Below are 12,147 nucleotides of genomic sequence, written 5' to 3'. Positions count from 1 at the left end.
CTCCAGCGGCGACTGAAGGGCGATCGCCGCGCGCGGATCGGCGGCGGCGCCCCGCCCTTGGGGGGGGGCGGCCCCCCGCGGCGGGGCGCCCCCCCCGGGACCGCGGGGGAGCGGCCCCCCCACGCGCGGGTCGGGCCCCCCCCCCCCCGCCGCTCGACCGTGCCGGCCCTTCGGGGTCGCCCGGCCCCTTGCGACCGCCACGGGAGCGGGTCACCGAACCGCCCGTGGGCGTCCGGGACGCGTGCCTAGTGCCCCCGATCCGCCGCGACAGTCCCCCGCCCCAGGATTCTCGCCGTGGGCCGGGCCGCGCGGCGCCGGACGGGACGCCTGTGGGTGAGGTGTGAAGGTGGGGGAACCCGTGACATGGGCCGCGAAGGTCCGGGAAGAAGGGGAGGCAGCCCGCCCGGCACTTCGATCGGCACGAAGTGGCGCCGCCACGCGGCGAGCTGGCGGGAGTGTGGCAAGGAGGCGAAGGCATGACCACCGTCGAACCGTCCTGCGAACTCGGTCCCGGTACCGGTCTCGGCGCGAGGCTGGAGCGGGATCCGCAGGCCGCCGTGTACGCCCGGGGGATGGTCCGCACGTTCCTGGACGCCCTGCCGCGCGCCGTACCGCGCGAGACCGCCGAGGCCGTCCTGCTCGTGGTCTCGGAACTCGTGACGAACGTGGTGCGGCACGCCCGCGGTCGGCTGTGCAGCCTGGACCTGAGGGACATGGGCAACGGGGTACGCATCTCCGTCTCCGACGACGACCCCGAGCCACCGCGCCCCAGGCGCCTCGACCTGACCGGACAGGGCGGCTTCGGCTGGCCCCTGGTGCGCCAGCTGTCCTCCGAGCTGACCGTGCTGTCCCGCCCCGACGGCAAGACCGTCCACGCGGTCGTGAGCTTCTGACGAGTTCCGCCGGCGGGGCCCCATGGGCGCCCGGCCGGCCGAACCGTCAGGTTCCTCAGCGCCCGGCGCCCGGCCGCCCGAACCGTCGAGTTCCTCAGCGCCCGGCGCCCGCCGGGCCGTGCCAGTCGAGGCAGACCACGAGGGCGTCGTCCTCCGGTCCCGGCCTGCCCCGGTGGCCGGTCAGCTCCCTCAGGACGGCGCGGGGCACCTCCGTCGCGGGCAGCAGCCGGGTGGAGTTGATCGCCATCGCCAGGGCCTTCTCCCCGTACCTCTCCCCGCCCGGCCCCGCGACGGCGTGGACACCGTCGCTCACGAAGAGGAGCCGGTCGCCGGGCTCCACCCGGAACTCCTGCACGAGGTAGTCGGTCTCCTCGAACATGCCGAGGGGCAACTGGGCCTCGAAGTCCACGCGTTCGACGGTCCGGCCGCGCAGTCGCAGCATCTGGGGCGAGCCCGCGTCGATCACGCGCATCCGGCCGGTGGACAGCTCGAAGTCGAGCATGAGCACGGACAGATACCGGTCGCCGCGGTACTGGGTGTAGATCGCCTGGTCGGCGAGGGCCGCCTGGTCCTGGAGCGGGATGCCGGCCCGGCGCGCGTTGCGCAGGGCGTTGATGCCGAGATTGGTGAGCAGCGACGCCTCGATGCCCTCGCCCATTCCGTTCGTGACGTAGAGGGACAGCCGTTCGGCGTCGGCCGACCAGTCGAAGTTGTCGCCGAAGATCGCGTAGGCGGGTTCGAGCTGGGCGCCGAGCTCGTACTCGCGCCGGGAGCAGGAGCGGCCGGGCAGCAGTTGCCACTGCATCTCCGCGGCCAGGGTCAGCCGGTCCTTGCGGCGCGCCTGGAGATAGAGATCGGTGTCGCGTTCGGCCACGAGCACCTCGTGACCGAGGACCTCCGCGATGTCGGCGAGTTCGGCGAGCGTCCTCGCGTCGCAGCCCCCGGAGGGCAGGACGACGGACAGGACGCCGAGCCGGTCGCCGCGCACCGTCACCGGGAGGTGCGCTCGTACGACCCCGCCGTCGCGTTCCTCGGTGAAGGGTTCCTGGGCGCCGAAGGCCCGGCCCTCGGGGCTGGTGTGCACCGGAATGGGTTCCAGGGTGTGCGGAAGCACCGAGACGGGCTGCAGCACGGTGAGCCCGTAGTCGGCCATGAAGAGCTCGACGGAATCGGCCGCGTAGTGGGCGCACAGCACCTCACGGACCGCGTCCAGCAGCTTGTGCGGCGCCGCCGTGCGTACGGCTCGCTCCGCGGCCACGAATCTGTTCATGATGTCGGACGTGCCCATCTGTTGAGTGTCGATATCCATTATTTTGTTCCTGACGTCGGACCGACAGGCTGACAGTGCTCGAGAAGACTGGGAGAGTTGGACGGTGACTTCCTCAGGCCCGCGTCCGCGCCGCAGCGAGGTGGCTCGCGTGACCGCCGAGGCGTCCGAGCTGCTGGAGATCCTCTGGGGCCGTGCCTCGACGGCCCCGGTCTCCGCCTCCCAGTTGCGGGTGCTGTTCATCCTGGAACACGACGAGGGCATCAACCTGCGGACCCTGGCCGACGCGCTCGGCTCCACGCCTCCCTCGACGAGCAGGCTCTGCGACCGGTTGCAGGCCGTGGGGTTCATCGAGCGGGCGCCGAGCGCCACCAGCCGCCGTGAGCTGCGGCTTTTCCTGAGTCCCCAGGGCCGTACCTTCCTCGCCGAGCTGCGCGTACGGCGGGAGGGTGTGGTGGAAGCGGTCCTCGCGCAGATGCCGGCCACCGGGCGGGCGGCGCTCGTGGAGGGGCTGGCGGCCTTCTGCACGGCCGCGGCGGCGCAGCTTCACGAGGCCGGCACCCTGGAGGCCCGCTCGGCCTAGGCCGCGTCCGCGAAGCCGCGCCCGCAGGACACCGCCTAGTGCCGGGGAGCCGTCCCTTCGCCGATCTGGACCAGCGCGGCCTCCACGTCCTTCACCGACGGTATGGCGAGGCTGACGCCCGTGAGATCCAGAACGCGCTGGACGGCCGGGGCCGGGGACACGAGGCGCAGGCCCCCTCCCGCGCGTCCGGCGGCGTCGTGCGCCTTGAGCAGGGCGTTGATGCCCGAGGAGTCCATGAACGGGACCGCGGACAGATCGAGCAGCAGGTGCCGTCGGCCGCCGCGAATCTGGTCGGCCAGTCGGTGGTGCAGTTCGGGGGCTGTCTCGACGTCCAGTTCCCCGGCGACGGTGACCAGCGCGATGCCTTCGGCGTAAACGGTCGCGTCGATGGACACAGGAGCCTCTTCGGCCGGCACGGTTACCTCCACGTTGGGACTTCGACCCGTCGGGATCCACCCGGCGCTGGGGTACGCCGGCGAGCAGGGCAACGGTTACCCCCCGAACCGAGGTGCACACCTTGGGTCTCACCCCTGGAGGCGAATCGAGGCGCACGCCTCGGGTTCCGCCGCGGCTGTCGGAGCCGAGTCGGTGCCCACCTCGGGTTTCGCCGCCGGAGCCGGCGTCTTGACTCTTCCTTTCCCGAATTACCTCTGACGCAGAGGTAATCTCGGAAGGTGAAGTCGGAGTCGGAGAGCTTCCCCGAGGCCCTGGCGGACGCCCTGGCCGGGCTGCAGCGGCTGATCAGACGGCGGCTGCGCCGCGGCACGGCCGGACCGAGCCTGCGCGGTGCCGAGGTCGATCTGCTGCGGCTGGTCGTCGACCGGCCGGGCATCGGTGTGTCGGAGGCGGCCAAAGAGCTCTACCTGGCGGGCAATTCGGTCTCGACGCTGGTCAACAGGCTGGTCGCGGACGGCTATCTGATCCGCGAGACGGACCCGGCCGACCGGCGGGCCGCCCGGCTGCTGTCCACACCGGCGGCCGACGCCCGGCTGCGCGACTGGCGACAGCGGCGCGCGGTGCTCGTACGCGCACAGGTGGAGCGTCTCGACGCGGCCGATCACGCCGCGCTGGAGGCCGCCCTTCCGGCCCTGCGCAAACTGGCGGCGAACCTGCACGAGGAGGCCGAGGAGACATGAGACGGCACAGGAGCGGACGAGCGGAACCCGCACAGCCGGTGAACCCGGAGCCCCCTCACGACGAGGCGGACCCGGTCGGCGACCAGGAGACGGTCCGAACGCCGTTCCCGGCCGGCGCGGTTGATGCCGAGACCGCCGACGGACCGGCCCCGGACGCCGTGTCCTGTGCCGGACTCGTCTACGCCTTCGGCGAGATGACCGCCGTCGACGGTCTCGACCTCGCCGTCCGGGACGGTGAGGTGTTCGGACTGCTCGGGCCCAACGGCGCCGGCAAGACGACGGCGCTCCGGTGCATCACCACCCTGCTGCCGGTCCCGGCCGGGAGGGTCCGTGTCTTCGGGCACGACGCCACCCGTGAACGCATGTCCGTGCGGCGCCTGTTGGGCTACGTGCCGCAGCAGCTGTCCGCCGACTCCGGACTCACCGGCCGGGAGAACGTCTCCCTGTTCGCCCGCGTCTTCGACGTGCCCCGGCGCGAACGCGGGGCCCGCGTCGCCCAGGCGCTCGACGCTGTCGGCCTCGCCGACGTGGCCGACCGGCTCGCCAAGACGTACTCCGGAGGCATGGTCCGCCGCCTCGAACTCGCCCAGGCACTGGTCAGCGCACCGCGCCTGCTGATCCTGGACGAGCCGACCATCGGCCTCGACCCGATCGCCCGTACCAGCGTGTGGGAGCACATCAACGCCGTACGGGCCGCCACCGGGATGACCGTCCTCGTCACGACCCACTACATGGACGAGGCCGACCAGTACTGCGACCGTGTCGCGCTGATGCACCGCGGACGTGTCCGTGCGCTCGGCACCCCGCGGCAGCTCAGGGCGGGCCTCGGCGAGCGCCGCGGGATCACCGGCGACGCCGAACCTCCCACGCTCGAAGACGTCTTCCGCGACGTCGCCGGCGGTGGACTCGACGACCGATCAGGAGACTTCAGCGATGTCCGAAGCACCCGCCGTACCGCTTCCCGCGTCGGCTGAGGGCGTTCGCCACGGGAGCCTCGACCTGCTCGTGACCCCGCCGAGGGCCCGTACGGGCTGGCGCGTGCTGCCCGCCCGGGTCGCCGCGATGTGCGCGGTCGAGCTCCAGAAACTCCGCCACGACCGCACCGAGCTGTACACACGGGCGATCCAGCCGGCCCTCTGGCTGCTGATCTTCGGCGAGACGTTCACCCGGATCCACGCGATCCCGACCGGTGGAATCCCCTACCTCGACTATCTGGCGCCCGGCATCATCGCCCAGTCCGCCATGTTTATCGCCATCTTCTACGGCATTATGATCATCTGGGAGCGGGATGCCGGGATCCTCACCAAACTCCTCGTCACGCCCACACCCCGCTCCGCGCTCATCACCGGCAAGGCGTTCGCCGCCGGGGTGAAGGCGTTGATCCAGGCCGTGGTGGTCGTCGTCATCGCCGCGCTGCTCGGGGTGGCGATGACCTGGAACCCGCTGCGGCTGTTCGGAGTGGCCGTGGCCGTCGTGCTCGGTTCGGCGTTCTTCTCCTGCCTGTCGATGACGATCGCGGGCATCGTGCTCACCCGGGACCGGTTGATGGGCATCGGGCAGGCCATCACCATGCCGCTGTTCTTCGGCTCCAACGCCCTCTACCCGGTGGCGGTGATGCCCGGCTGGCTCCAGGCCATCAGCCTGGTCAACCCGCTCAGCTACCAAGTCGACGCCCTGCGCGGCCTGTTGCTCGGCACACCCGCGCACCTGCCCCTTGACTACGCCGTACTGACCGTGGCTGCGGCCCTCGGCGTCCTGTCCGCGTCGTCACTGCTGGGGCGACTGGCCAGGTGAGACGGCGATCCGGGCTCCCGCCCAGGGCGGGCGCTGGCCGAGGCCCTCAGCAACGGCCAGGTGAGGCAGATCCCAAGCTGCCGTCGGGACCGGTTGATGCGGCAACACCACTGGCGCAGTCACCATGTCGCAGGCATCCGTGTCTTCCGAGGCGAAGTAGTCGGCCGGGGTCAGTGGCCCTCGGTCATCAACGAGCGTCTCGCGTCGTCCAGTCGTCAGCAATCTGGCGTCAGCCGACTACGCCGAAGTCCTGACCGAAGAGGGCGCGGTAGTACGCGACTTCCGGTTCGGGCTCCATCCAGATGGCGCCGGTGGGGATCTCTGTTGTTGCGTTGCCGGACCATCCGGTTGGTTTCCGCTGCGCTCTTCGAGATGCACGACGAATGGATCGCCTTGCCTCGCCGCCATCTCCCCGAAGGTGATATGGGTGATATCTACCGTAAACTCTCTCTTAGTTCCTCCGTGCTACCCAACGCGCCGAAATGCAACCGCCAGTTGATCCCAACACGATGACGAGGGCCACTACCTGGCGGGCCCGTGTTCCCGACCGAGTGGCACTCGCTTCGGTATCCTCCCGTGCAGGTCGTCGGAGGCCATTTACCCAAAGATTGCTGGGCAGTTGACCTCGGGGTTTCGTGGTAGCGTCCTTGTTCGGAGGGACAGTGCAACCGGAAAGGGAAATCGTGAACACGGAGAAGATTGCCGCTCGCCGCCTCTCGCTGGAAGAGGTGACGAAGCTCGGCGTGAAGGACAGGCTCTTCATTTCCGCCGATACGGCAGAACTCAAGCTTCCCGACTGCTATGTCCCTGCTTTTCTGACCAAGCCCGGTGAGCATTTCGAGGGCGGCTCGATCACGGCGAGAACCGTATTCCAGGAAGAGGTCTCCTGCCTTCCCGACGACGAGAATGAAGCCGGAATCTACTTGGCCGACGAGAACGGCTCGGTGACCATTGAGGTCCTCCAGTCCGCCGGTGTCGTGCTGGACCTGGCACTTTTCGTCCCCGGTGGGGACAAGGGGGCCCTCACGGCCCTTTACGCCGCGGCCCGGCAGGCGTTCGGCGCCGACATCGTGCAGATCTGGCGCCAGGGCCTCAAGGAGGTTCCCGACGTGAAGGTCGACATCTTCGAGGAGCAGATTCCCCGGGGGCGCAAGGGGGGCGACAGCCCCAAGCGTGACCGTCGCGCGATCGACACCTACCCCACCCGCGCGGACTTCATCGAGTTCTCCGCGGGGTGGAAGCCGGTCGTTGAGATTCACAGGCCGATTGTTGACAACACCCCGACCATCTGAGGTGGCGTCACCTCTCGGTCTCGGCTTGAGAGAACGCCGAGAACGCATGCGTCGGACCCGCAGGGCTTCGGCGTAGTCGGCGGGCGTCCGTTTCGTGACCCCCGCGGTGACGGCAGTGCGAGCGGACGGTTCCTGTCTCATGTCCATTGCGCCTCGGTGGCCTGTGTCTCCGCGCACCGTCGGGTGGAGCCGGCCGATGGTGCCGGGGGATGATCCCCTGCGTGGCTGAAGTGACAGGTGCAGATGCGGACGACGCTTGTCCACGGGATGAGCGGCTGGGCTGGGCGTTCGGGCTGAGAGCAGATGATCCGGCTGCGAAGAGTGCGGCACGCGTTGGCCGTCGCCCTCGACCTGACCGCGTGCGCGGTGGCGGACCGACAGCGCACCCCGCGCTATGGCGACCTGGTGCAACCTCGCGGTCGGCGTCCTGCGACTGAACGGCGCGAAGAGCATCGCCTCCGGCCGTCGCCGCAATGCGCGTGACGCCCGCCGACCCCTCACGCTCCTCGGCCTCGCCCGAGCACGAAGTGCACGTCACTCGACTACGCCGAAGCCCTGGGGCGCCGACCGCCAGGTGGTTGCCAGAACAGCTTCATCGACTACGGATGGTCGACGGACTGCGATGACAGCGGCGGCACCCACACCTACTACCCTGTGATGCAGGGCTACGCCAGCGGCATCGGCTGGGGCCCGAAGACCCGCTCCGACAACGAATACTGCGCAAGGGATGCGGGACCAGGTCTCCGAATCCGTAGGAGAAGCGCATGGTTGAACAGCCCCCCACGCGTTACTCGCCCGAAGGCACCCCCTTGGGCCGCAGCGCGGACAACATCTGGTTGAGCAACAGCTATTCCACCGAAACCCCGCACGCCCGCAAGCTGTGGTGGCGTATCAGGGATGCGCTCCGGCGGCCGGTGAAGAACAGCACGCAGCGCTGACTGCTCCTCGTGCGCCGACTGGTGCGCCCTTGAGATGCATCGGCCGCTCCAGCACCCAGTGGTCAGCCGACAGCAAACACCTTGTGAACCGGCGTTGACCCAGGCCATCACCATGCCGCTGTTCTTCGGCTCCAACGCCCAATACCCGGCGCGGTGATGCCCGGCTGGCTCCAGGCCATCAGCCTGGTCAACCCGCTCAGCTACCAAGTCGACGCCCTGCGCGGCCTGTTGCTCGGCACACCCGCGCACCTGCCCCTCGACTACGCCGTACTGACCGTGGCGGCAGCCCTGGGCGTCCTGTCCGCGTCGTCACTGCTGGGCTGGCTGGCCAGGCGAGAGCGGGGCCCGGGACCCGGCCCCGGAGGGGCGTTGCTTGAGGTTGTCGGCAACGGCCAGGAGAGGCGCCTCCCCGCCCGCCGTCCGGACCGGCTGATGCGGCGACCCCACGATCTCGAAGAGCTCTTGCACCTTGCCGACCAGCACAACATCACCTCGCACGGCCAGGCCAACCGCCGAGATCTCACCGATCCCGGCGACCGGTTCTTCCTCCGCATCGAGGTGGCACACGCCTGCCGATCCAGTAATGACACCTCACGGCGGCTGCGGGACGCCACGGCTGACCGAGCCCGGGATGGTCATCCGCACGGGGAAAAGTGCCGCGGTGGTGCTGGACACCCAGAGTGTCCACGCGGCTGTCGGGGTCCCCACCTCCACGACCGGCCTGGACGTGGCGAAACGGGTGCCGGGCCGCAAGCGGGGACTGGCCGTGGACGTGCTGGGCCTGGTCATCGCCGTGACCGCTCTCGCCGACCGCCTCCCAGCCCGGACCTCATCGGATCACCCTAGAGGCCGGCCCTGACGCTCGGCCGGACCAACAGCCAGACCCAGAAAGGACATCAGCTCACGAACCGCCCTCTCGGCTGGGGTTTGACCCCGCGAGACCGCAACGCTTCAGGCCCCGCGAGACCGCAACGCTTCAGGTCCCGCGAGACCGCAACGCTTCAGGCCGTCCCCGGACCCGCCGGGTGCGGGCTCACTCCCTGCACCGGCCCCGCCGCTAGGGCGTCCAGCTGCTCCTTCGACCACGAGAGCCTGCCGGCCCGCAGGTCTTCGACCACCGCGCGCACCCACTCCAGCTCCGCGGCCGTCACGGCCCGCAGGTATTCGGTTTCCAGGCGGGTGATGCGCGGCAGCCCCTGCTCCGCCTCCGCCGCCATGGCCGCTTCCAGCCCGTCGAGCCTCTCCGCGAGGGCGTCGACCCGCCGCTCCAGTACGTCCGCCATCTCGTCGGACGTGAGCAGCAGAAGGTTCGAAAGGGCGGCCGGGAACTCCGGGAACTCCTCCTTGGGCGCGGTGAGCATGTCCTCCAGCCAGGCACGGGCGGTCTCGCGCCCCGCGTCGGTGACCTCGTACACGGTCCGCTCGGGGTACTGCTGATCGCGCCCGGTCTCGCGGACCGCGATCAGCCCGTCGCCGTTGAGTCGCTCGATCGTGCGGTAGAGGCTCGCACGCTGCCTGACGTTGACGACCTGCTCCTTGCCCCAGTCCTTGACCAGCCGCTGGATGCCGTACGGATGCAGCGGCTTGTAGTGCAGCAGGGCCAGGACGGTCAGGGCGAGGGGGGAGCTGCGGGGAGCGGATGCGGTCATGGGCTCAATTCTAGCCTCGGAGGAACTAGTTGACGAGATACTAGTTTCACTGCAACTATTAGCTCATCCGCACGGCACCACAAAGAGAGGAACCACCGAGATGTCCCTCACCGAGCGCATCCACTCCGACCACGACCTCGTCAAGCACCTCGGCGACTGGACGGAGGCCGGCCGCTTCGAGGTCAAGGCCCGTCGCGGCGCCGCTGTCCTCGACCTTCGTTCCCCCGGCCTCCCCGACGACATCGAGATCCACCTCGACATGAACCGGGCCATGGTCAAGCTGCTCGTCGACGACAGCACCGCCGTCGACCACTGGAACCTGACGTGGACGGCCCGCGGCCGGATCAAGGACTCGCGGTCCCCGTCCGCCGACGACAAGGCGGCCGGCCGCCGCGTCCGTCTGTCCGGCTCTGCGACAAACAGCGAGATCCGCATCCACCGCGGCGGCATCGCGATCCTTTCGGCGATGTCCTCCCGCGCGTACGTTCAGGATCTGCGCCGCGCACACAAGAGCGGCGGCGTGCCGACGATCGGCGACCCTTCGACGGGGCACCAGTCATGACCCGCATCGGCAAAGCCCGCACCGCGCTCGTCATCGGCGGCGGCATCGCCGGCCCGATCGCCGCGATGGCGCTCCGCCAAGCAGGTATCGAGGCCGCCGTTCACGAGGCGTACGCCCACACGGCCGATGGGGCCGGCGGCGGCATGACCATCGCCCCGAATGGCCAGGACGCCCTCGAAGCGATCGGCGCGGGCGACCTGGTCCGTGCCATCGGCACCCCAGTCACCGCCATGGGGCTACGGAGCTGGACAGGCAAGCACCTCGCGCGGTTCGCCCCGCCCTCCCGCCTCCCGTCCCTGCAGTTCGTCTGGCGCGCCGATCTCTACCGTGCGATCTACGGCGAGGCGGAGCGCCGCTCCGTTCCCATCCACCACGGCAAGCGGCTGACCGGCACGACGGACACCGGCTCCGGCGTCACCGCGCACTTCGCGGACGGTACACAGGCGAGCGCCGACATCCTGATCGGCGCCGACGGCATCCGCTCCACGGTCCGCTCCCTGATAGACCCCGCCGCACCGCAGCCGAACTACGCCGGCCTGGTGTGCTTCGGAGCGCGGATGGACCGGTCAGGGATGCCCTCCACCGACGGCGTCATGTACATGTGCTTCGGCAAGCGCGCGTTTTTCGGCTACCAGATTTTCGACGACTCCTCGGCTGTGTGGTTCGTGAACCTGCCCCACCGCGCCCCGATGACAGTTGCCGAGGCTCAGGCGATCGGCGCGAAGGAGTGGATGCGCACCCTGCGGACCGCCTTCGCCGACGACCGCACCCCCGCCCTCGAAATGATCAGGCGTACCGACGCCGGCCAACTCCTCATCACCGGCCCGATGGAGAACATGCCAAGGGTCGCGAACTGGACCCACCGCCGCATGACCCTGATCGGCGACGCGGCCCACGCCGCCTCGTCCAGCTCCGGACAGGGCGCCTCCATCGCCGCCGAAAGCGCCGTCGAACTTGCGCGCTGCCTGCGGGACCTGCCCTACGACCAGGCTTTCGCGGCGTACGAACAACTACGCCGACCCCGCGTCGAACGCATCATCAAGCTCGGCGCCCGCACGAACAGCAACAAGACCGCGGGCCCGGTCGGCCGCGCCCTGCGCGACCTCGTGATGCCGGCGACCATGAAACTGATCAACCCGGAGAAGATGGCCTGGCAGTTCGACCACCACATCGACTGGGACGCGAAGGCAGCCCAGCGCACGTGAACTTCAGCCCGTCCGCCGGCAACGGGCCGCTGCCCGTGCACAGGTCCAGCACCGCGCCCAGCGCCTGCCGGGTGGGGGCGATCGGTCACCCCGGGCTGTGGCCGGGGCCAGCTCCCTGTCGATCGTCCAGACTCCCGCCTGACAGCTCACAAGAGGACACGGAAGTGAGACGAACGCACGAGGGACCGCCCGTGGGACGCGGACGTCGGTGCTGGTCAGCGCCGCGCAATGGGACAGCGGAATCGAGCACCTACAAGGGTGCGGGCGATGCCGGTGAAGGCCAGGAATTACTTGGCCTGCGTACGTAGCGGCGCTGGAGGCGGCGGCATCCGGTGAGCCAGGCCTTGGTGTGCTCGATGGTCCAGCAGTGGCGTCCCAGCTGTTCGGAGGACTCGATGCCTTTGTGGGCGATGCGGTGTCGGAAACCGCGGCTGCGTAACCACACCGGCGCCGGCGAACCCTCCATGTCTTCGCGTTGGACTGCCCACCACAGCCCACCGCGGTGATCAGTAGCAGCGTGGCGACTGCGTCGCCGTGCGCCCTGATACTCGATCGCATCTGGGCGCTCCAGTATTTCTCCCAGCTGGTGCCGCCAGTGAGCTTGAGGGTCGGTGTGGGTGCGCGGGCCGCCCGATCGCGTCAACGCAGCAGCGATCCAAGCCGGCCGGACGAGCGGCGAGGCGCCCTCAGGCGGAGCGTGTGCGGTGGGAGTTGGCCCACAGAAGAACTGTGGCGCCGGCTGCGACGGCGAGGAGTGCGCCGCCCGTGGCCCAGGGCACCGGGCCGGTACGGGATGTCCCGGCTGAGTGCTTTGCGTATGGCGCACGG

Annotated in this window: 12 protein-coding genes and 2 pseudogenes; 11 read left to right on the top strand and 3 right to left on the bottom strand. The window is 69.8% G+C overall.

The window, feature by feature from the left end; all coding sequences use genetic code 11:
- Positions 1 to 476 precede the first annotated feature (476 nt).
- Positions 477 to 893, top strand: coding sequence for an ATP-binding protein (locus tag ACFXGX_RS23900; RefSeq protein WP_384794682.1), 417 nt, complete (start codon positions 477 to 479; stop codon positions 891 to 893).
- Between the two features lie 94 nt (positions 894 to 987).
- Here ACFXGX_RS23900 and ACFXGX_RS23895 read toward each other — a convergent pair whose 3' ends face one another.
- The gene (locus ACFXGX_RS23895; RefSeq protein ID WP_384794708.1) at positions 988 to 2,163 is read right to left on the bottom strand and encodes a PP2C family protein-serine/threonine phosphatase; all 1,176 of its coding nucleotides are present in this window, start codon (positions 2,161 to 2,163) and stop codon (positions 988 to 990) included.
- A gap of 148 nt (positions 2,164 to 2,311) precedes the next feature.
- Between ACFXGX_RS23895 and ACFXGX_RS23890 the strand changes: the two genes are divergently transcribed.
- Positions 2,312 to 2,743 (top strand): MarR family winged helix-turn-helix transcriptional regulator, encoded by a 432-nt coding sequence (locus ACFXGX_RS23890; RefSeq protein WP_384794680.1) that lies wholly within the window; start codon positions 2,312 to 2,314, stop codon positions 2,741 to 2,743.
- Between the two features lie 35 nt (positions 2,744 to 2,778).
- Here the strand turns inward: ACFXGX_RS23890 and ACFXGX_RS23885 are convergent, their stop codons facing one another.
- Positions 2,779 to 3,159, bottom strand: coding sequence for an STAS domain-containing protein (locus ACFXGX_RS23885; RefSeq protein WP_384794678.1), 381 nt, complete (start codon positions 3,157 to 3,159; stop codon positions 2,779 to 2,781).
- A gap of 258 nt (positions 3,160 to 3,417) precedes the next feature.
- On the opposite strand from ACFXGX_RS23885, the gene ACFXGX_RS23880 reads away from it, so the two are divergent.
- The 7 genes and pseudogenes from ACFXGX_RS23880 to ACFXGX_RS23850 form a co-directional block, all read left to right on the top strand.
- On the top strand, positions 3,418 to 3,879 hold the full coding sequence (locus ACFXGX_RS23880) for a MarR family winged helix-turn-helix transcriptional regulator (RefSeq protein WP_384794676.1): 462 nt from the start codon (positions 3,418 to 3,420) through the stop codon (positions 3,877 to 3,879).
- 194 nt (positions 3,880 to 4,073) lie between these two features.
- Positions 4,074 to 4,853: an ABC transporter ATP-binding protein gene (locus ACFXGX_RS23875; RefSeq protein ID WP_384794706.1), complete on the top strand. Its 780-nt coding sequence runs from the start codon at positions 4,074 to 4,076 to the stop codon at positions 4,851 to 4,853.
- Positions 4,813 to 5,673: an ABC transporter permease gene (locus tag ACFXGX_RS23870; RefSeq protein WP_384794674.1), complete on the top strand. Its 861-nt coding sequence runs from the start codon at positions 4,813 to 4,815 to the stop codon at positions 5,671 to 5,673. The genes ACFXGX_RS23875 and ACFXGX_RS23870 overlap by 41 nt, the downstream gene beginning before the upstream one ends.
- A 683-nt stretch (positions 5,674 to 6,356) precedes the next feature.
- Positions 6,357 to 6,965, top strand: a complete 609-nt coding sequence (locus ACFXGX_RS23865) for a hypothetical protein (protein ID WP_384794672.1) — start codon at positions 6,357 to 6,359, stop codon at positions 6,963 to 6,965.
- Positions 6,966 to 7,729: 764 nt separating this feature from the next.
- Complete coding sequence (locus tag ACFXGX_RS23860; protein WP_384794670.1) at positions 7,730 to 7,903, top strand: hypothetical protein; 174 nt, start codon at positions 7,730 to 7,732, stop codon at positions 7,901 to 7,903.
- Positions 7,904 to 8,003: 100 nt separating this feature from the next.
- Positions 8,004 to 8,236, top strand: a pseudogene (locus tag ACFXGX_RS23855) (ABC transporter permease); the annotation flags it as partial.
- Between the two features lie 328 nt (positions 8,237 to 8,564).
- Positions 8,565 to 8,711 (top strand): annotated as a pseudogene (locus ACFXGX_RS23850) (IS5/IS1182 family transposase); the annotation flags it as partial.
- A 193-nt stretch (positions 8,712 to 8,904) separates the two neighbouring features.
- On the opposite strand, the gene ACFXGX_RS23845 reads toward ACFXGX_RS23850, so the two are convergent.
- Positions 8,905 to 9,552, bottom strand: coding sequence for a PadR family transcriptional regulator (locus tag ACFXGX_RS23845; protein WP_384794668.1), 648 nt, complete (start codon positions 9,550 to 9,552; stop codon positions 8,905 to 8,907).
- A gap of 100 nt (positions 9,553 to 9,652) precedes the next feature.
- Between ACFXGX_RS23845 and ACFXGX_RS23840 the strand changes: the two genes are divergently transcribed.
- Entirely contained in the window at positions 9,653 to 10,114 is a 462-nt protein-coding gene (locus tag ACFXGX_RS23840) for a hypothetical protein (protein ID WP_384794666.1), read from the top strand.
- Positions 10,111 to 11,319 carry an FAD-dependent oxidoreductase gene (locus ACFXGX_RS23835; RefSeq protein WP_384794664.1) on the top strand — a complete coding sequence of 403 codons (1,209 nt, stop codon included), beginning with the start codon at positions 10,111 to 10,113 and terminating at the stop codon, positions 11,317 to 11,319. Before ACFXGX_RS23840 ends, ACFXGX_RS23835 begins: the two co-directional genes overlap by 4 nt.
- Positions 11,320 to 12,147 lie beyond the last annotated feature (828 nt).

This window comes from Streptomyces sp. NPDC059371 (assembly GCF_042751995.1).
GTDB lineage: Bacteria > Actinomycetota > Actinomycetes > Streptomycetales > Streptomycetaceae > Streptomyces.
The sequence above is the reverse complement of the archived record's forward strand: the minus strand, read 5'-3'. Positions and strand labels throughout refer to the sequence as shown.

Bases quoted from the DNA above. Each gene is read 5' to 3' on its own strand.
- ACFXGX_RS23900 (WP_384794682.1), top strand. From the start codon at position 477: ATGACCACCGTCGAACCGTCCTGCGAACTCGGTCCCGGTACCGGTCTC.
- ACFXGX_RS23895 (WP_384794708.1), bottom strand. From the start codon at position 2,163: ATGAACAGATTCGTGGCCGCGGAGCGAGCCGTACGCACGGCGGCGCCG.
- ACFXGX_RS23875 (WP_384794706.1), top strand. From the start codon at position 4,074: ATGACCGCCGTCGACGGTCTCGACCTCGCCGTCCGGGACGGTGAGGTG.
- ACFXGX_RS23870 (WP_384794674.1), top strand. From the start codon at position 4,813: ATGTCCGAAGCACCCGCCGTACCGCTTCCCGCGTCGGCTGAGGGCGTT.
- ACFXGX_RS23860 (WP_384794670.1), top strand. From the start codon at position 7,730: ATGGTTGAACAGCCCCCCACGCGTTACTCGCCCGAAGGCACCCCCTTG.
- ACFXGX_RS23845 (WP_384794668.1), bottom strand. From the start codon at position 9,552: ATGACCGCATCCGCTCCCCGCAGCTCCCCCCTCGCCCTGACCGTCCTG.
- ACFXGX_RS23840 (WP_384794666.1), top strand. From the start codon at position 9,653: ATGTCCCTCACCGAGCGCATCCACTCCGACCACGACCTCGTCAAGCAC.
- ACFXGX_RS23835 (WP_384794664.1), top strand. From the start codon at position 10,111: ATGACCCGCATCGGCAAAGCCCGCACCGCGCTCGTCATCGGCGGCGGC.